Here is a 15,020-nt window from a genome sequence, read left to right as displayed (position 1 = left end):
CTCCGTGCCCGGGCAGCAGCGCCCGGCGGCGCAGCCTAGCAGCGCCCCATGACGACTGCCTGAATCGCGGCCAACCTGATAACCGCCGGTACGGGCGTCATCGCCAGTGGCTTTCAGTGGCGGGCGCGGGCTGGCCTATGGTGGCGGTTTCCCCGGATGGAGCCTGGTGCAATGAGCGAACCGCAGTGGCAACTGGAAACCCTGGCCGTGCACGGTGGCTACCGTCCCGACCCGACCACCCGCGCGGTGGCGGTGCCGATCTACCAGACCGTGGCGTATGCCTTCGATGACACCCAGCACGGCGCCGATCTGTTCGACCTGAAGGTGCCCGGCAATATCTACACTCGCATCATGAACCCTACCACCGACGTGCTGGAGCAACGCCTGGCCGCACTGGAAGGTGGCATCGGTGCGCTGGCGCTGGCCTCGGGGCAGGCCGCGATCACCTATGCCCTCCAGACCATCGCCGAGGCCGGTGACAACATCGTCGCCTCCAGCGCGCTGTATGGCGGCAGCCTCAACCTGCTGGCACACACGCTGCCGCAGTATGCCATCCAGGCGCGCTTCGCCGACCCGGCCGATCCTTCTGCGTTCGCCGCGCTGATCGACGAGCGCACCAAGGCGGTGTTCGTCGAATCGATCGGCAACCCGCGCGGCAACGTCACCGACATCGCCGCCATTGCCGAGGTCGCGCATGCCGCGGGTGTGCCGCTGATCGTCGACAACACCGTGGCCACGCCGTTCCTGCTGCGCCCGTTCGAGCACGGTGCCGACATCGTCGTGCACTCGCTGACCAAGTACCTGGGTGGCCACGGCAACAGCCTCGGCGGTGCAATCATCGACTCCGGCCGCTTCGACTGGGCGGCGCAGCCGAAGCGTTTCGCCCGCCTCAACCAACCCGACCCCAGTTACCACGGCGTGGTCTATACCGAAGCACTGGGGCCGGCGGCCTACATCGGCCGGGCGCGGGTGGTCCCGCTGCGCAATACCGGTGCCGCGTTGTCGCCGTTCAATGCGTTCCTGATCCTGCAGGGCATCGAAACCCTGGCCCTGCGCATGGAGCGCATCAACGCCAATGCACTGGCCGTCGCGCAGTTCCTGAAGGCGCACGACAAGGTCGCCTGGGTGCGTTACGCGGGATTGGCCGACGATCCCGAGCATGGCGCCGCGCAGCGCTATCTGGGTGGGCACGGCTCGGGCGTACTGACCTTCGGCCTGCCCGGCGGCCGTGAAGCCGGCGCGCGCTTCCTCGATGCCCTGAAGCTGTTCACCCGCCTGGTCAACCTGGGTGATGCGAAGTCACTGGCCACCCATCCGGCCTCGACCACCCATCGCCAGCTGGATGCCGCGGAGCTGGCCAAGGCCGGCGTCAGTGAGGACACCGTGCGGCTGTCGATCGGCATCGAACACATCGGCGACCTGCGCGCCGACCTGGAGCAGGCCCTGGCCGCCGCCTGATAGCCACGCGCTTGGTCGTCATCGCCACAGGCGATCACCGCCGGCCACGCGATGCGCTAGGGTGGAACTGCCTCTCCAAGGCGTGGCAATGTGGCGATCCAGATCCCCGGTCGATGCGGGTCGACCGGGGATTTTTTTGTTTCCGGGGTCAGATCCGTTTTCCTGTGGAAAACAGATCTGACCCCATGTGCCGACGGTCGGCATCAATCCTGGTAGATCCACGCCATGCGTGGATGGATCACCATCGGAATCGAACATTCCGACAGTTCATCAAACAGCATCCACGCATGGCGTGGATCTACTGCAGAACGCGGGAAATTGTCGAAGGCGGGGTGGGGCCGCTTGCGGGGGCGTGAGCCGCATGGGCCCGAGGCATGCCTCGGGCGGGTTGGGCAGGACGCCCAACCCCGGTCTTGCCGTGTGCGCAGGATTGCGCACACGAGCAAGCGGCGACCGAGCTTACATGGACGTACTTGCAGCGGCCGCTGCAAGCGGACCCACCCCGCGATCCCACGGAATGCCAGCTTTTGCTCTTGTCGTTGCCGTTGCCGTTGTTTGGGCAGGTGCAGGGCTGCAAGCCCTGCCGCAAGCACACCCCTCATACAACAGGAATGTTGTGCTGCCTCAGGTTCCGGTACGGCGGCGTGGACATGATCATCTCCGCCAGCGAATAGGCCAGCTCGCGCTCGGCCATCACCGTGCCATCGGCACCGTGCTCCAGCAGATGCTTCACTTCGGCATCGCTGTGCGCACGTGCCAGCAGGGTCAGGTCCGGGTTGATCGCACGCAGCTTGGCCAGTGCCTCGCCGGCTTCCAGCGGCTGTGGGATCGCCAGCACTGCGATCTTGGCCCGCTCCGGATGGGCCTCGGCCAGCACCCGGTCGGCGGCGGCGCTGCCACGGATCGCTGCCAGGCCCCTGGCGTGCGCCTGCTCGACGTGCTCCTTGTTGTCATCGATCACCAGCACCGGCACGCCGCGATCGCGCAGTACCTGGGCCAGCTCGCTGCCCACCCGGCCATAGCCGATCACGATGGCATGGTCATGTAGGTCGCGCGACGGGCCGGTCGCCTCCTCCGGCTCCGGCGTTTGCGGCTGCTTTTCCTGTTTGGCCTGCCATCGGTCGAGCAGGCCGAACACCAGCGGGTTGAGCATGATCGATACCAGCGCGCCGGCCAGCACCAGCGACTGGCCTTCCTTCGGCAGGATCTGCAGCGCCACGCCGAGGCCGGCGATGATGAAGGCGAACTCGCCGATCTGGGCGAGGCTGGCCGAGATGGTCAGCGCAGTGCTGGTCGGGTGGCCGAACGCACGCACGATGAAGAACGCGGCTGCCGACTTGCCGAACATGATGATCAGCACCGTGGCCAGCACCTGCCACGGATGCTGGACGAGGATGTTGGGGTCGAACAGCATGCCGACCGAGACGAAGAACAACACCGCGAACGCATCGCGCAGCGGCAGCGAATCGTGCGCGGCCTTGTGGCTCAGTTCCGATTCGTTGAGCAGCATGCCGGCGAAGAACGCGCCCAGCGCGAACGAGACGCCGAACAGCATCGCCGAGCCGAACGCCACCCCCAGCGCGATTGCCAGCACCGACAGGGTGAACAGTTCGCGCGAACCGGTACCGGCGATACGTTCGAGGATCCAAGGGATGACCCGGCGCCCGACCACCAGCATCACCGCCACGAACAGGCCCAGCTGCACGAAGGTCCAGCCGATGTCGGCCAGCACGCTGCCCAGCGAGTGCGACTCCTTGGCCGCGTCGGGGCCGAACACACCGGCCATCACCGGCATCATCACCAGTGCCAGCACGCAGGCCAGGTCTTCCACGATCAGCCAGCCGACCGCGATCTTGCCGCGCATGGTTTCCAGCAGACGGCGTTCCTCCATCGCCCGCAGCAGTACTACGGTACTGGCCGTGGCCAGCGAGAAACCAAAGATGACGCCGTGAATGGCCGGCCAGCCCATCAGCGAGGCCACGCCCCAGCCGAGCAGGGTGGCCACCGCGATCTGGCCGATGGCGCCGGGGATGGCGATGGCCTTGACCGCCATCAGGTCCTTCAGCGAGAAGTGCAGGCCGACGCCGAACATCAGCAGCATCACGCCCAGTTCGGCCAGCTGGTTGGCCAGCGCCTGGTCGGCGACGAAGCCGGGGGTGAACGGGCCTACGCAGATGCCAGCAACCAGGTAACCGACCAGGGGAGACAAGCGGAGCTTGTTGGCCAGCGCGCCGAAGATGAAGGCGAGCCCCAGGCCAACGGCCACGATGTTGATCAGGTCGGTGTCATGGTGCATCGGCACTCGCAGGAAATCGGGGGTGCCCCGATTTTCACCGATGAGGCCAGATACGGCAAACCCGGCCAGCGTATCGGATCGTTGCGTGGGCGGCTTGTACGGGCGAGATATCAAGCCTTGTTGAGAGATGGCAGGCCCTGGCGGGCCGAATGGTGCCTACCTATGGGGGCTCCAGGCGTAGCCGTCGATGATCACACCATCTGCCGGCGCTGGGTCTCTTCAAGGGCAGGCTCGGCCTGCTGCGGCGAGGCGGCCAACTGCTTGTCCAACTGATGAATCTGCCGCAGCGACTCCGCAACGGATGGCTGAAGCGCCGTTTCAATGTTGATGGGGGCACGCAGATGGCCCGGGTCATCCAAGGCTCCTTGAATGACGAAGATGTTCTCCGGCCTTGGGGGCTGACCAGTCGGCAAGCCCAATACCACATGGTCGATCCGTTCCAGACCTTGTGCCCGGGCAAGTTGGGTGAGGCTGGCCGCCATGCGTTGGCTGGATTCATCAGATGTGCGACCCAGCGATGCGTCCAGCGCATGGACGCCGGCGAGTGCCTGCTGGTGAAGCGATGCCGAGGCATCGCTCAGCGATGGGATGCTGGTTTCCGGCCGTTCGGTTGCCGGTTGCGGCTGCGAAGGACTGGTGGGCCGCACGCGCTCTGCCTTGCGAATGGACTCGATCAGCTCCCGCGGCGTATCGGTGAACAGCAGTTCGCCTGCATCCAGGGACTGCCCAGTAACCTTGTTCACGGTACTGGTCGCCCACGATGCGCAGGTATTGCCATATGACCAGGTGACATTTTCGCCCAAGGCCTGGTCAAGTCGCTTGACCTGCTCGGGAGTCAATTCGTAATAGCGTGAGGCCGAAGATGTGGCCCGGGCTTCCATGCCTTCGCGGATGTCCGAACCTGGACCATTGTCCTCAACGAGTGGATGGTTGTCTGGCCACAGGCCATGGAACGTCGTATGGCCGTTTCGCGTCACCGAGATCCAGGCGTGGCCGTCCACGAACTGATTGAACGACCCCTGTGTATTGGGGTCTACGTGACTATGGATGCCGAGGACGACCTTGTCGCTCATGGAATGCCCTTACGGAAAAATCTGTGTTTCGCCATCGGCGTACAGCATCACCACGCGCGGCGCCATCAAGGGAATTTCCTGACGGGCCGGGCCAGCAGGTCCGGGCTTCACGTCGCGCCGCAGCATGGTTGTGCATTGGCCGGATATGGGACAGCGATCGACAACGACTTTCATGGTGTCCCCTTCCACGACATAGCTCATCCCTGCCGCGTAATACATGCTTTCCATCGGTTCATTGAACTGGACCTGGAGCTTCGACGCGGAGAGCTGGGTGACGACGACCGGCTCAAGGCTCGATTTGGAATAGCTGGGTTTCACGTGATCTCCTGAACACCCTGACAGGGGGCCGCCAGCGCAACCCACGCGAGCGCAGCGTACACATGGCGGCGAGTGATGCAGGCTCTCGTCACGGAGCGGCTCCTTCGTTGGTCCGCTGATTATGCACGGGACGGCCCATGAGGCGCGTGCAACAGAGCACAGCCTGGAAACCGGGTGCAGGAGCTGGCAACGTATACGGTCAGGACCGCGCCTGCCCCGAGGTCGCCGGCGGGTGTGTGGAGCAGCGCCGGGCAGGGCACGGCGCCCCCATTACCGCTTACCAGGTGTACTTGATCCGCCCGTACACATACGCGCCGTTGAAGCCGAACGGCGAGTAGTTGCTGTACGGCAGCATGCCGAAGGTGGAGTTCTGCAGGTCTTCGGTGCGGTCCGGGTACTTGTCCAGCAGGTTGTCGGCGCCCACGGTCAGGGTCCAGTTGCTGCTCGGCTTGTAGCTGGCCGAGGCATCCACCACCCAGGCATCGCCGTAGGTCTGGTCGCGCAGCGCGGTTGCCGAGTTGCGCACGGTGAACTTGCCGTAGCGGGTTGCGGCCAGGCCCAGTTCCCAGTGGTCCGAACGCCAGGTGCCGCTCAGGATCGCCTTGTCGCGCGGGTAGCTGTCCTCGATGCGACCGATCTCATCACGGCCGATCAGCGACTGGGTCAGGCCCAGGGTGCCGAACACCGCCGGAGTGCCGCCGACACGGCGCACTTCGGTGCCGTTGTAGCTGTAGGCGGCGGTCAGCTCCAGGCTGCTGGCGCTGAACGGCACCGTGTAGCTGGACACGAAGTCGACGCCACGGGTGCGCGTATCCAGGCCGTTGGTGAAGTACGAGAACGCGGTCACCTGCGGCAGGCCGAGGGTGCCCAGCAGCGCGCTGGTGGCGGCGTTGGTGGTGATGCTGGACGACAGCGCGATGCGGTCATCGATGTCGATCTGGTACGCATCGACGGTGATGTACAGACGGTCGACCGGCTGCAGTACCAGGCCCAGGCTGTAGGAGGTGGAGGTTTCGGCCTTCAACGGCGAGGCACCCAGCGCCTGCGCGGCCGGGCTGGTGGTCGGGAAGGTGCCGCGTTCAACGAACACGCCATTGAGGAACTGGCTGGTGACCGCCTGGTAGCCCTGCTGCGCCAGCGACGGTGCACGGAAGCCGCTGGAGGCGGTGGCACGCAGCGCGACCTTGTCGGTGAACGCATAGCGCGCCGACAGCTTGCCGGAGAAGCGGTCGCCGAAGTCCGAGTAGTCCTCGTAGCGGCCGGTGATGCCGGCCGAGAACTTTTCGGTCAGGTCCGCTTCCAGGCCGGCATAGACCGCGTAGTTGTGGCGGTCGGCATGCACTTCATTGGTCGGGGTGAAGCCGGCGAAGCCCTGCGCGCCGCTGCCGGTGTACGAGTTCAGTTCGCCCGGGTTCTGGTCCCACTTCTCCTTGCGGTACTCACCGCCGAAGGACAGCGTGACCGGGTAGGCAAGGCCCCAGTCCAGCGACTTGGTCAGGTCGGCGTTGAAGATGTCCTGCTGGTACTTCAGCGTGCCGTCGTAGAACGAGCGCGGGCTGGTCGCACCGAGGCTGTAGTTGATGCTGTTGCGGGTGTGGAAATCGAGGGTGTTCTCGCCGTGGTTCAGGCTCAGGTCCCAGGTCCAGCCGCTGTCGGTGTTGCCCTTGACCCCGGCCACCAGCGAGCGGTCCTTGGAATACTGGTTGATCTCCGGCACGTAGCCGTCCGGATAGGTCTGCGCCAGCAGCGCGCTCTGCCCGCTGTGGTTGCGCGAACGGTAGAACGCAAACGAGGTGATGTCGCGATTGCTGAGCAGCGCGCTGGCGTAGCCGGTCACGTGGTCGCTGAAGTCGAAGCTGGCGTTGGCCGACGCAGCAGTGGCATCCACGCGCGGGTCGCCGACGATGAAGGTCTTCTGGCCGATGCTGGGGAAGTTGCCGGTGTTCGGCGTGGTGCCGCGGTACGGGCCGGCGCGGTTGCTTTCATCCTGCTGGCTGATCTGGCCGGCCACGTGCACGCGGCCTCGGCCGTTGCCGAACTCGACGCCGGTATCGCCGGAAAGCTGGTACTTGTTGCCGTCGCCGGCGGAGTACTGGCCGTAGTCCACGGCCAGGCTGCCGCCACTGCCGCTGCCCTTGAGCACGATGTTGATGACGCCGGCAATGGCGTCCGAGCCGTACTGCGCCGACGCGCCGTCGCGCAGCACTTCCACGCGCTCGATCGCGGCGATCGGGATCGCGTTGATGTCCACCGCAGACGAGCCACGACCGATGCTGCCGTTGACGTTGATCATCGCTGAGGTGTGGCGGCGCTTGCCGTTGACCAGCACCAGCACCTGGTCCGGCGACAGGCCGCGCAGTTGCGCCGGGCGCACGCCGCTGGTGCCGTCGGTCAGGGCAGGGCGCGGGAAGTTCAGTGAGGGCAGGGCGCGCGACAGGGCGGTGGCCAGTTCACTGGTGCCGGTGGACTGCAGCACTTCAGGGGTGATGATGTCGATCGGCGACTGCGATTCGGCGACGGTGCGGTCAGCCACGCGGGTGCCGGTGACGATCACGGTGTCCAGGGTGTTGGCGGCGGTGCCGGCCTGCTGGGCGGCGGCGACGAACGGAGAGCCACCGAGTGCGACAGCGACGGCGGCGGCGATCAGGCTGGTCTTGCGGGTCATCGGGATGGGCTCCGGTTGGCGGGGCGGCACCGGAATCGACATCACGGGGGTGAGGCGGACGGCGGTTGTTGCGGTGCGCAATACAGCAATTAACGGGATATTCAGTGCCTGTCAAATGCCGGTCATCGGAAAAAACGTTGCAGCAGCAACCATTTAGCCCGGACAGGCATCGGCGGGGAGGAGACCCGGGACGCGCGCGGCGAGGACGTGGGAGAGAGGAACGTCGGCCACTGCGCATCCCGGGACGCGTCAAGTATTCGTTAACGCTAGAATTGCGTCGCAGGAACAGTGCTCACCAGCACATTCCATCCGGTTATATGGACCCCTTCCCCGATGATCTCCCTTCGTAATTTCGCCTTGCGCCGCGGCGAGCGGCTGCTGTTGTCCAATGTCGACCTGACCCTGCACGCCGGTTACCGGGTAGGTGTGGTCGGCCGCAACGGTGCTGGCAAATCCAGCCTGTTCGCGGCGGTGAAGGGCGAACTGGAGGCCGACAAGGGTGACGTCGACCTGCCCGGCAAGGTCCGTATCGCCAGCGTGGCCCAGGAAACCCCGTCGCTGCCGGACCCGGCGCTGAGCTTCGTGCTGGGCGGCGATACCGAGGTGGCCGCGGTGCTGACCGAAGAGGCCGAGGCGACCGCCCGCGAAGACTGGGAGGCGGTGGCCAACGCACACACGAAGATGGCCGAGATGGGCGCCTACGACGCCGAAGCGCGCGCCGGCAAGCTGTTGCACGGCCTTGGTTTCCCGGCCGAGACCCACCACCGCGCGGTGTCCTCGTTCTCCGGTGGCTGGCGCGTGCGCCTGAACCTGGCCCGCGCGCTGATGATGCCCAGCGACCTGCTGCTGCTCGACGAACCGACCAACCACCTCGATCTGGACGCGGTGTACTGGCTGGAACAGTGGCTGCTGAAGTACCCGGGCACCCTGCTGCTGATCTCGCATGACCGCGAGTTCCTCGACAACGTGGCCACCCACACCCTGCACCTGCACGGCGGCGGCGCCAAGCTCTACCCGGGCGGCTACACCGATTTCGAGCGCCAGCGCGCCGAACAGCTGCGCCAGCAGCAGATCGCGCACGAGAAGGAGCAGGCCGAGCGTGCCCACCTGCAGAGTTTCATCGACCGCTTCAAGGCGCAGGCCAGCAAGGCCGCGCAGGCGCAGAGCCGCATGAAGCGCCTGGCCAAGCTGGCCGGCACCGAAGCGGTGCGCGCCGAACGCGAGTTCCGCATCGAGTTCGCGCCGCCGGCCAAGCTGCCGTTCTCGCTGATCCGCCTGAATCACGTCGAGGCCGGCTATGGCCAGGACGCAGTGATCCTGCACAACGTCGGCTTCGGCCTGGAAGCGGGCCAGCGCATTGGCCTGCTCGGCCCGAACGGCGCCGGCAAGACCACCCTGGTGAAGACCCTGGTGGGTGAACTGGCGCCGATCGTCGGTGAGCGCATGGCGCACCCGGACCTGAAGATCGGCTACTTCGCCCAGCACACGGTGGAGTCGCTGCACGAAGGCCAGTCGCCGATGGAGCACTTCCGCGAGATTGCGCCGGATGCGCCGAACCAGTCGTTCCGCGATTTCCTTGGCAAGTGGAATTTCCCCGGCGACCGTGCGTTCGAGCCGGTCGATGGTTTCTCCGGTGGCGAGCGCGCGCGCCTGGCGCTGGCGCTGATCGCCTGGCAGCAGCCGAACGTGCTGCTGCTGGACGAACCGACCAACCACCTTGACCTGGAAATGCGCGAAGCGCTGGCCGAAGCGCTGGCCACCTTCGAAGGCGCAATCGTGATGGTCTCGCATGACCGCCACCTGATCGGCCTGGTCTGCGATACCTACTGGCGCGTGGCCGATGGCGTGGTCGAGCCGTTCGACGGTGACCTGGATGCATACGCCGCGTGGCTGCGCACCCGTCCGCAGGCGCAGGGCACGAAGGCCCGCATGGAGCAGGTGGAAGAGCCGGTGGTGGTCAAGACCGCCCCGGTGGCACAGGTGGTGCAGAAGAAGCCCGTGAACCCGCACAAGCTGGCCGCCGCCGAGGCCAAGGTGGCCGAGCTGGAAGGTGTGCTGGCCGAGCTGGACCGCCAACTCGCCGACCCGGCCAACTATGCCGATGCCAGCCGCATGGCGGTGATCGGCCGTGACCGCGAAACCGCTGCCGCGCAGCTGGAAAAGGCCGAAGCGGCCTGGATGGAACTGCTCGAGTCCTGACCGGTAGTGCCGGCCGCTGGCCGGCAGCGCGATGCGCCCACAACGATCAAGGGATTGCCGGCCAGCGGCCGGCACTGCCTACGCGCCCTGCGCCTGCAGCCACTCGCGGAAGCGCTTGGCCGGCTCGCGCTCGGCGCGCGAGCGTAGCCGCGTCAGCCAGTATCGGCCCAGCTCCAGCGTGGTGCCGAACGGCTGCAGCAGGCGGCCTTCGGCCAGTTCCTGCTCGAACATGCGCAGCGGCAGCAAGGCCACGCCGGCACCGCCGGCGGCGGCCATCGCCACCGTCAGCGAGGAATCGAACACCGGCCCACGTGCTTCCACGCCGCTGACGCCGGCCGCCTGCAGCCAGCGCGGCCATTCGTCGCTGCGATAGGAACGCAGCAACGGCAGCGTGGCCAGGTCGCGCGGCTGCTTCAGCCGCCGCGCCAATGCCGGGGCGCACAGCGGCGCGAAGGGCGCATTGAGGATCGCCGTGCAGGCCTGGCCCTGCCAGTCGCCATCACCGAAGCGGATGGCCAGATCCAGCCCCTCGCCGGCCAGGTCGATGCGGTTGTTGTGGGTCTGCAGGCGCAGCTCGATGTCCGGATGCGCGGCCTCGAATGCGGCCAGCCGTGGCAGCAGCCAACCGGTGGCGAAGGTGCCGACCACCCCCAGCGTCAGCACTTCGCGGGCGGGCCCGCCGGTGTAGCGCGCGATGCTGGCCGAGATGCGTTCGAACGATTCGTTGAGCACCGGATACAGTGCTGCGCCTTCATCGGTCAGCGCCACGCCGCGCGGCAGGCGATGGAACAGGCGGATGCCGAGCCGGTCTTCCAGACCCCGGATCTGGTGGCTCAGCGCGGCCTGGCTGACGCACAACTCGAGCGCGGCACGGGTGAAGTTCTGATGGCGGGCGGCGGCTTCAAAAGCACGCAGCGCGTTGAGCGGCAGGGTCGGGTGCAGCATCGGAAAGCCGTGAGCCAGGGTGATGGCTGATCCTACCGTTCAATAAGGAATTTCGTAAATCTCAACAAGTTGATTACGACAGGCATGAGTTCAACTTATGGCTTGCCTTGATTCTTCGCGCTGGTCGGCTGCAGGGGAAGCGCCAATAATCGAGCGGTCACCAGGAGAACCCTATGCTCGCCCGTCGCCGATTCCTGCAGTTCAGTGGTGCTGCTGTTGCTTCCTCGCTGCTTGCCCCGGCGTTGGCGCGAGCTGTTTCCCCATCGTCCGGCATATCCGCCGCGAACGCCGCCATTGCCGGCGCCGCCGATTTCGCCGCGCTGGAGAAAGCCAGCGGTGGCCGTCTGGGCGTCACCGTGCTGAACACCGGTAACGGCCGTCGCATCGGCGGACATCGTCAGGACGAGCGCTTCCCGATGTGCAGCACGTTCAAGTCGATGCTGGTTGCCCATGTGCTGAGCCTTGCCGATGCAGGCCGCGTTTCGCTCGACACACGTGTGCCCATCGCCGAAAAGGATCTGCTGTCCTACGCCCCGGTGGCGCGCCGCCATGTGGGCAAGGACCTGACGGTGCGCGATCTGTGCCGGGGCACGCTGACCACCAGCGACAACACGGCGGCCAACCTGCTGCTGGAGGTGGTGGGCGGGCCGTCGGCGCTGACGGCATTCCTGCGCGGGCAGGGCGACAGCGTTACCCGCAATGACCGCAACGAGCCGGACGTGAATCTGTTCGCGAAGGGAGACCCGCGCGATACCACTAGCCCGGCCGCGATGGCCACCAGCTTGGCCCGCTTCGCGGTGGGCAATGGCCTGCAGCCGGCATCGCGCCAGCAGTTCACTGATTGGCTCATCGACAACCAGACCGGCGATGCCTGCCTGCGCGCCGGGCTGGGCAAGCGCTGGCGGGTGGGGGACAAGACCGGCAGCAACGGTGATGACACGCGCAACGACATTGCCGTGCTGTGGCCGCATGCGGGCGGCGCAGCGTGGGTGGTCACCGCCTATCTGCAGGGCGCGTCGGTCGATGACGATCAGCGCGCAGCGGTGCTTGCACGGGTGGGGGCGCTGGCCGACGCGATGATCGGATGAGGTAACCGGGGTCATTCGAAAATGGCTTGCCGGATCGGTTCAGCGCGCGCATCCTGCGCGCGTTCCAACCCCACGGAAGACCCCATGAGCCATGAACTGATCTACCTGTTGCTGATCTTCGCGCTGCTGGTGATCCCACGCGCGTTGCAGCGTTTCAGCCTGCCTGCCCCGTTGACCTGCCTGCTGTTCGGCATCATCGGCATGCTCTGGCTGGGAGATCAGGCACATGATGCGGTGATCGGACTGCTGGCCACCCTGGGCATTTCCTCGCTGTTCCTGTTCGCCGGCCTGGAAGTGGATCTGCAGGCGCTGCGCCGGGGAATGTGGCCGCTGCTGGCACATCTGGTCATCCGTACCGGCACGCTGTTCGGCGTCGGCTGGTTGGCCTGGCGTTACGCAGGATTGCCGTGGCAGGCCGCCGGGCTGCTGGCGTTGGCGCTGCTGACGCCCTCCACCGGTTTCATCATGGACTCGCTGTCGCGGCTGGGCCTGAGTGAGGACGAACGGTTCTGGGTGACCAGCAAGGCCATCGCCGGTGAGCTGCTGGCGCTGGCTGCCTTGTTCATCGTGCTGCAGGCCGGCGATCCGGGCCACATGGCGCTGTCCAGCCTGGCGCTGCTGGCGATGATGGTCGGCCTGCCGCTGCTGTTCATCGCGCTGGGCCGCTGGGTGGCGCCGCACGCGCCGGGTTCGGAGTTCTCGCTGCTGGTGATGGTCGGCATGGTGGCGGCCTACATCACCTACCTGCTGGGCGTGTATTACCTGGTCGGCGCGTTCATTGCCGGCCTGGTCGCGCGCCTGCTGCACCAGCGCATGCCGCTGCTGGCCTCGCACGAGAACCTGCACGCGCTGCGTCTGTTCGCCTCGTTCTTCGTGCCGTTCTATTTCTTCAACGCGGGCACCAAGGTGCCCAGCGAAGCGTTGAGCTTCGAGGCGCTGGGGCTGGGCATCGTGATCACCCTGGTGGTGCTGCCGCTGCGCATCGGCGTGGTCTGGCTGCAGCGCCGGGTGATGTTCGGCGAGAGCTTCCGCAGCAGCCTGCGGGTCTCGCTGGCGCTGGCCCCGACCCTGATCTTCACCCTGGTGCTGGCGGCGATCATGCGCGAGCGCTTCCAGATACCCGCAGTGCTGTTCGGCGCGCTGCTGCTGTACGCCGCACTGACCACGCTGCTGCCGTCGCTGGTGTTTCGCACGCCGTTCGACGTCGATCCGGTGGAGCAGGAACCGGCGGGCGAGGGCGAGGCCGCACCGGTCGCGGCCACCGAAGTCAGCCACGCCGAGCCGCCGAAGGCGCCGCTGCCACCGCTGGGCTGAGCCGCAGCCGCGTGCAGCGGCTTGCACTCCCGCGCGTCAACACAGACACTGCGCGCCCGTGAAGCGCGCCCTGCCGTGGGCGGCCACAGCCAGGAGCAACAGGCGTGACCCAGGAAAGCAACCCAGACCGCAGCCTGTTGCCGGGCAAGATCCTGTTGTGGTTTTCGGCAATCGCGCTGCTGGTCCTGCTGGGCTGCAGCTGGTCGATGCCCCGGTCGATGCCTCCGGTTTCCGGCAGACGCAGACTGCCCTGTCGATCGACTGGTTGCTACGTGGCGGGCCCTGGCTGGACTACGTGACCCCGGTGCTGGGCGCGCCCTGGTCGATCCCCTTCGAGTTCCCGTTCTACCAGTGGCTGGCGGCGTTGCTGTCCAGCGTCACCGGCATGAGTGCCGACAACAGCGGGCGGCTGGTCTCCACCGTCTTCCATGCCGGCTGCATCTGGCTGGTCTATCGCACGCTGCTGGCATGGCGCCCTGACCGCACGCTGGCGCTGTGCGTGGCCGGCGCATTCGCCGTCTCACCGTACGCGCAGTTCTGGGGGCGCTCGGTGATGATGGAGTCCAGCGCGGTGTTCTTCGGCCTGCTTTTTGTCTGGGCGATGGCACGCCTGCGCAGCCAGCCGCGCGTGTGGGTGGGCCTGGTCGCCATCGTCGCGGCGGTGCTGTCGGCGGCCATCAAGGTCACCTCGTTCTTCGGCTTTGCCGCGTTCGTTGCGCTGGCCTTCCTGTGGCTGGCCCTGCACGAGCACGGCTGGCGCCCGCGGTGGCTGCAGCAGCATTGGCAGCTGCTGTTCTGGGGTGGTCTGTCCGCGCTTGCCGCGCTGGCCACGCTCAGCCTGTGGCTGCAGCATGCCGATGCGCTGAAGGCGCAGTCGGCGCTGGGCCGGCAGATCACCTCCGATGCACTGTCCACCTGGAATTACGGCACCCTGCAGCAGCGCCTGGATCCGGCTACCTGGTGGGGCACGGTGTTCAAGAAGCGCTTCTCCGGTGCGATCGGCTCCAACTGGATCTTCCTGGTCTTCGTCATCGCCGGGCTGTGGCAGAAGCGAACGCGCACGGCGGTGGGGATCCTGCTGCTGGCCTACCTGGCGCCGTTCCTGGTCTTCACCAACCTGCACATCGCCCATCCCTACTACCAGGCGGCCAATATCGTGTTCGCCACGTCGATCATCGGCTTGGTGCTGTGGTCGACGGTGCTGGCGGCCGAAGCGGCGGGCAAGCCGCGCCGTGGCGTTGCACTGGCGATCTTCCTGTGCGTGCTGTCGGTGGGCTTTGGCCTGGTGAAGTCGCTGAAGGACATCAAGGAAGCGCGCGAGCCGACACCGGTTTTGCAGATCGCCGAGGCCATCCGGACCGGCACCCCGGCGCAGGGCGTGGTGGTCGCGTTCGGTCAGGACTGGTCCTCCGAGCTGCCGTATTTCTCCGGCCGCCGCGCCGTGATGATTCCGGACTGGGCATCGGACGACGTGCTCGCATCGCTGGCTGCAGATGACGCAGCACTGGGGGGACTGCCGCTGGCCGCGCTGGTCAGCTGCCCCAACCAGGTGGGCAGCAGCCCCGAGCGCGTGCAATGGCTGGCCGAGATCACCCGGCGCTATGCCGCCGGTGGCCAGAAGCAGGACGTGGGCGGTTGCGAGGTCTGGCTGCACCCCTGACGTG

At 66.6% G+C, this 15,020-nt stretch carries 9 protein-coding genes and 1 pseudogene; 5 read left to right on the top strand and 5 right to left on the bottom strand.

The annotated features are described in order from the left end of the window. Positions 1-171 precede the first annotated feature (171 nt). Positions 172-1,458, top strand: coding sequence for an O-acetylhomoserine aminocarboxypropyltransferase/cysteine synthase family protein (locus DL544_RS16275; protein WP_065178910.1), 1,287 nt, complete (start codon positions 172-174; stop codon positions 1,456-1,458). Between the two features lie 598 nt (positions 1,459-2,056). Here DL544_RS16275 and ybaL read toward each other — a convergent pair. The 4 genes from ybaL to DL544_RS16250 all read right to left on the bottom strand — a co-directional run bounded on the left by ybaL (position 2,057) and on the right by DL544_RS16250 (position 7,810). Next, positions 2,057-3,754, bottom strand: coding sequence for a YbaL family putative K(+) efflux transporter (gene ybaL / locus DL544_RS16265; protein WP_065178909.1), 1,698 nt, complete (start codon positions 3,752-3,754; stop codon positions 2,057-2,059). 191 nt (positions 3,755-3,945) lie between these two features. Further along, complete coding sequence (locus DL544_RS16260; protein WP_005418536.1) at positions 3,946-4,827, bottom strand: XVIPCD domain-containing protein; 882 nt, start codon at positions 4,825-4,827, stop codon at positions 3,946-3,948. A 9-nt stretch (positions 4,828-4,836) separates the two neighbouring features. Then, positions 4,837-5,145 (bottom strand): hypothetical protein, encoded by a 309-nt coding sequence (locus DL544_RS16255; RefSeq protein ID WP_005418535.1) that lies wholly within the window; start codon positions 5,143-5,145, stop codon positions 4,837-4,839. A 277-nt stretch (positions 5,146-5,422) separates the two neighbouring features. Beyond that, on the bottom strand, positions 5,423-7,810 hold the full coding sequence (locus DL544_RS16250; protein WP_139727538.1) for a TonB-dependent receptor plug domain-containing protein: 2,388 nt from the start codon (positions 7,808-7,810) through the stop codon (positions 5,423-5,425). A 333-nt stretch (positions 7,811-8,143) separates the two neighbouring features. Between DL544_RS16250 and DL544_RS16245 the strand changes: the two genes are divergently transcribed. After that, a complete protein-coding gene (locus DL544_RS16245) occupies positions 8,144-10,009 on the top strand; it encodes an ABC-F family ATP-binding cassette domain-containing protein (RefSeq protein ID WP_139727536.1) in 1,866 nt (621 codons plus the stop codon). A 78-nt stretch (positions 10,010-10,087) separates the two neighbouring features. On the opposite strand, the gene ampR is transcribed toward DL544_RS16245, so the two are convergent. Continuing rightward, positions 10,088-10,954, bottom strand: a complete 867-nt coding sequence (ampR, locus tag DL544_RS16240; protein WP_053501019.1) for a LysR family transcriptional regulator AmpR — start codon at positions 10,952-10,954, stop codon at positions 10,088-10,090. Between the two features lie 173 nt (positions 10,955-11,127). Here ampR and blaL2 point away from each other — a divergent pair, with 173 nt between their 5' ends. The 3 genes and pseudogenes from blaL2 (at position 11,128) to DL544_RS16225 (ending at position 15,016) form a co-directional block, all read left to right on the top strand. Beyond that, the gene (gene blaL2, locus DL544_RS16235) at positions 11,128-12,042 is read left to right on the top strand and encodes a L2 family extended-spectrum class A beta-lactamase (protein WP_005418531.1); all 915 of its coding nucleotides are present in this window, start codon (positions 11,128-11,130) and stop codon (positions 12,040-12,042) included. An 84-nt stretch (positions 12,043-12,126) separates the two neighbouring features. Continuing rightward, positions 12,127-13,356: a cation:proton antiporter gene (locus DL544_RS16230; RefSeq protein WP_065178906.1), complete on the top strand. Its 1,230-nt coding sequence runs from the start codon at positions 12,127-12,129 to the stop codon at positions 13,354-13,356. Between the two features lie 104 nt (positions 13,357-13,460). After that, positions 13,461-15,016, top strand: a pseudogene (locus tag DL544_RS16225) (hypothetical protein). Positions 15,017-15,020 lie beyond the last annotated feature (4 nt).

The sequence above is a fragment of the Stenotrophomonas sp. pho genome, from assembly GCF_006228405.1.
In the GTDB taxonomy this organism is placed as follows: Bacteria; Pseudomonadota; Gammaproteobacteria; order Xanthomonadales; family Xanthomonadaceae; genus Stenotrophomonas; species Stenotrophomonas sepilia.
The sequence above is the reverse complement of the archived record's forward strand: the minus strand, read 5'-3'. Positions and strand labels throughout refer to the sequence as shown.

Excerpts from the sequence above, each read along its gene's own strand:
- DL544_RS16275 (WP_065178910.1), top strand. The coding sequence starts at position 172 with ATGAGCGAACCGCAGTGGCAACTGGAAACCCTGGCCGTGCACGGTGGC.
- ybaL (WP_065178909.1), bottom strand. The coding sequence starts at position 3,754 with ATGCACCATGACACCGACCTGATCAACATCGTGGCCGTTGGCCTGGGG.
- DL544_RS16260 (WP_005418536.1), bottom strand. The coding sequence starts at position 4,827 with ATGAGCGACAAGGTCGTCCTCGGCATCCATAGTCACGTAGACCCCAAT.
- DL544_RS16250 (WP_139727538.1), bottom strand. The coding sequence starts at position 7,810 with ATGACCCGCAAGACCAGCCTGATCGCCGCCGCCGTCGCTGTCGCACTC.
- DL544_RS16245 (WP_139727536.1), top strand. The coding sequence starts at position 8,144 with ATGATCTCCCTTCGTAATTTCGCCTTGCGCCGCGGCGAGCGGCTGCTG.
- ampR (WP_053501019.1), bottom strand. The coding sequence starts at position 10,954 with ATGCTGCACCCGACCCTGCCGCTCAACGCGCTGCGTGCTTTTGAAGCC.
- blaL2 (WP_005418531.1), top strand. The coding sequence starts at position 11,128 with ATGCTCGCCCGTCGCCGATTCCTGCAGTTCAGTGGTGCTGCTGTTGCT.
- DL544_RS16230 (WP_065178906.1), top strand. The coding sequence starts at position 12,127 with ATGAGCCATGAACTGATCTACCTGTTGCTGATCTTCGCGCTGCTGGTG.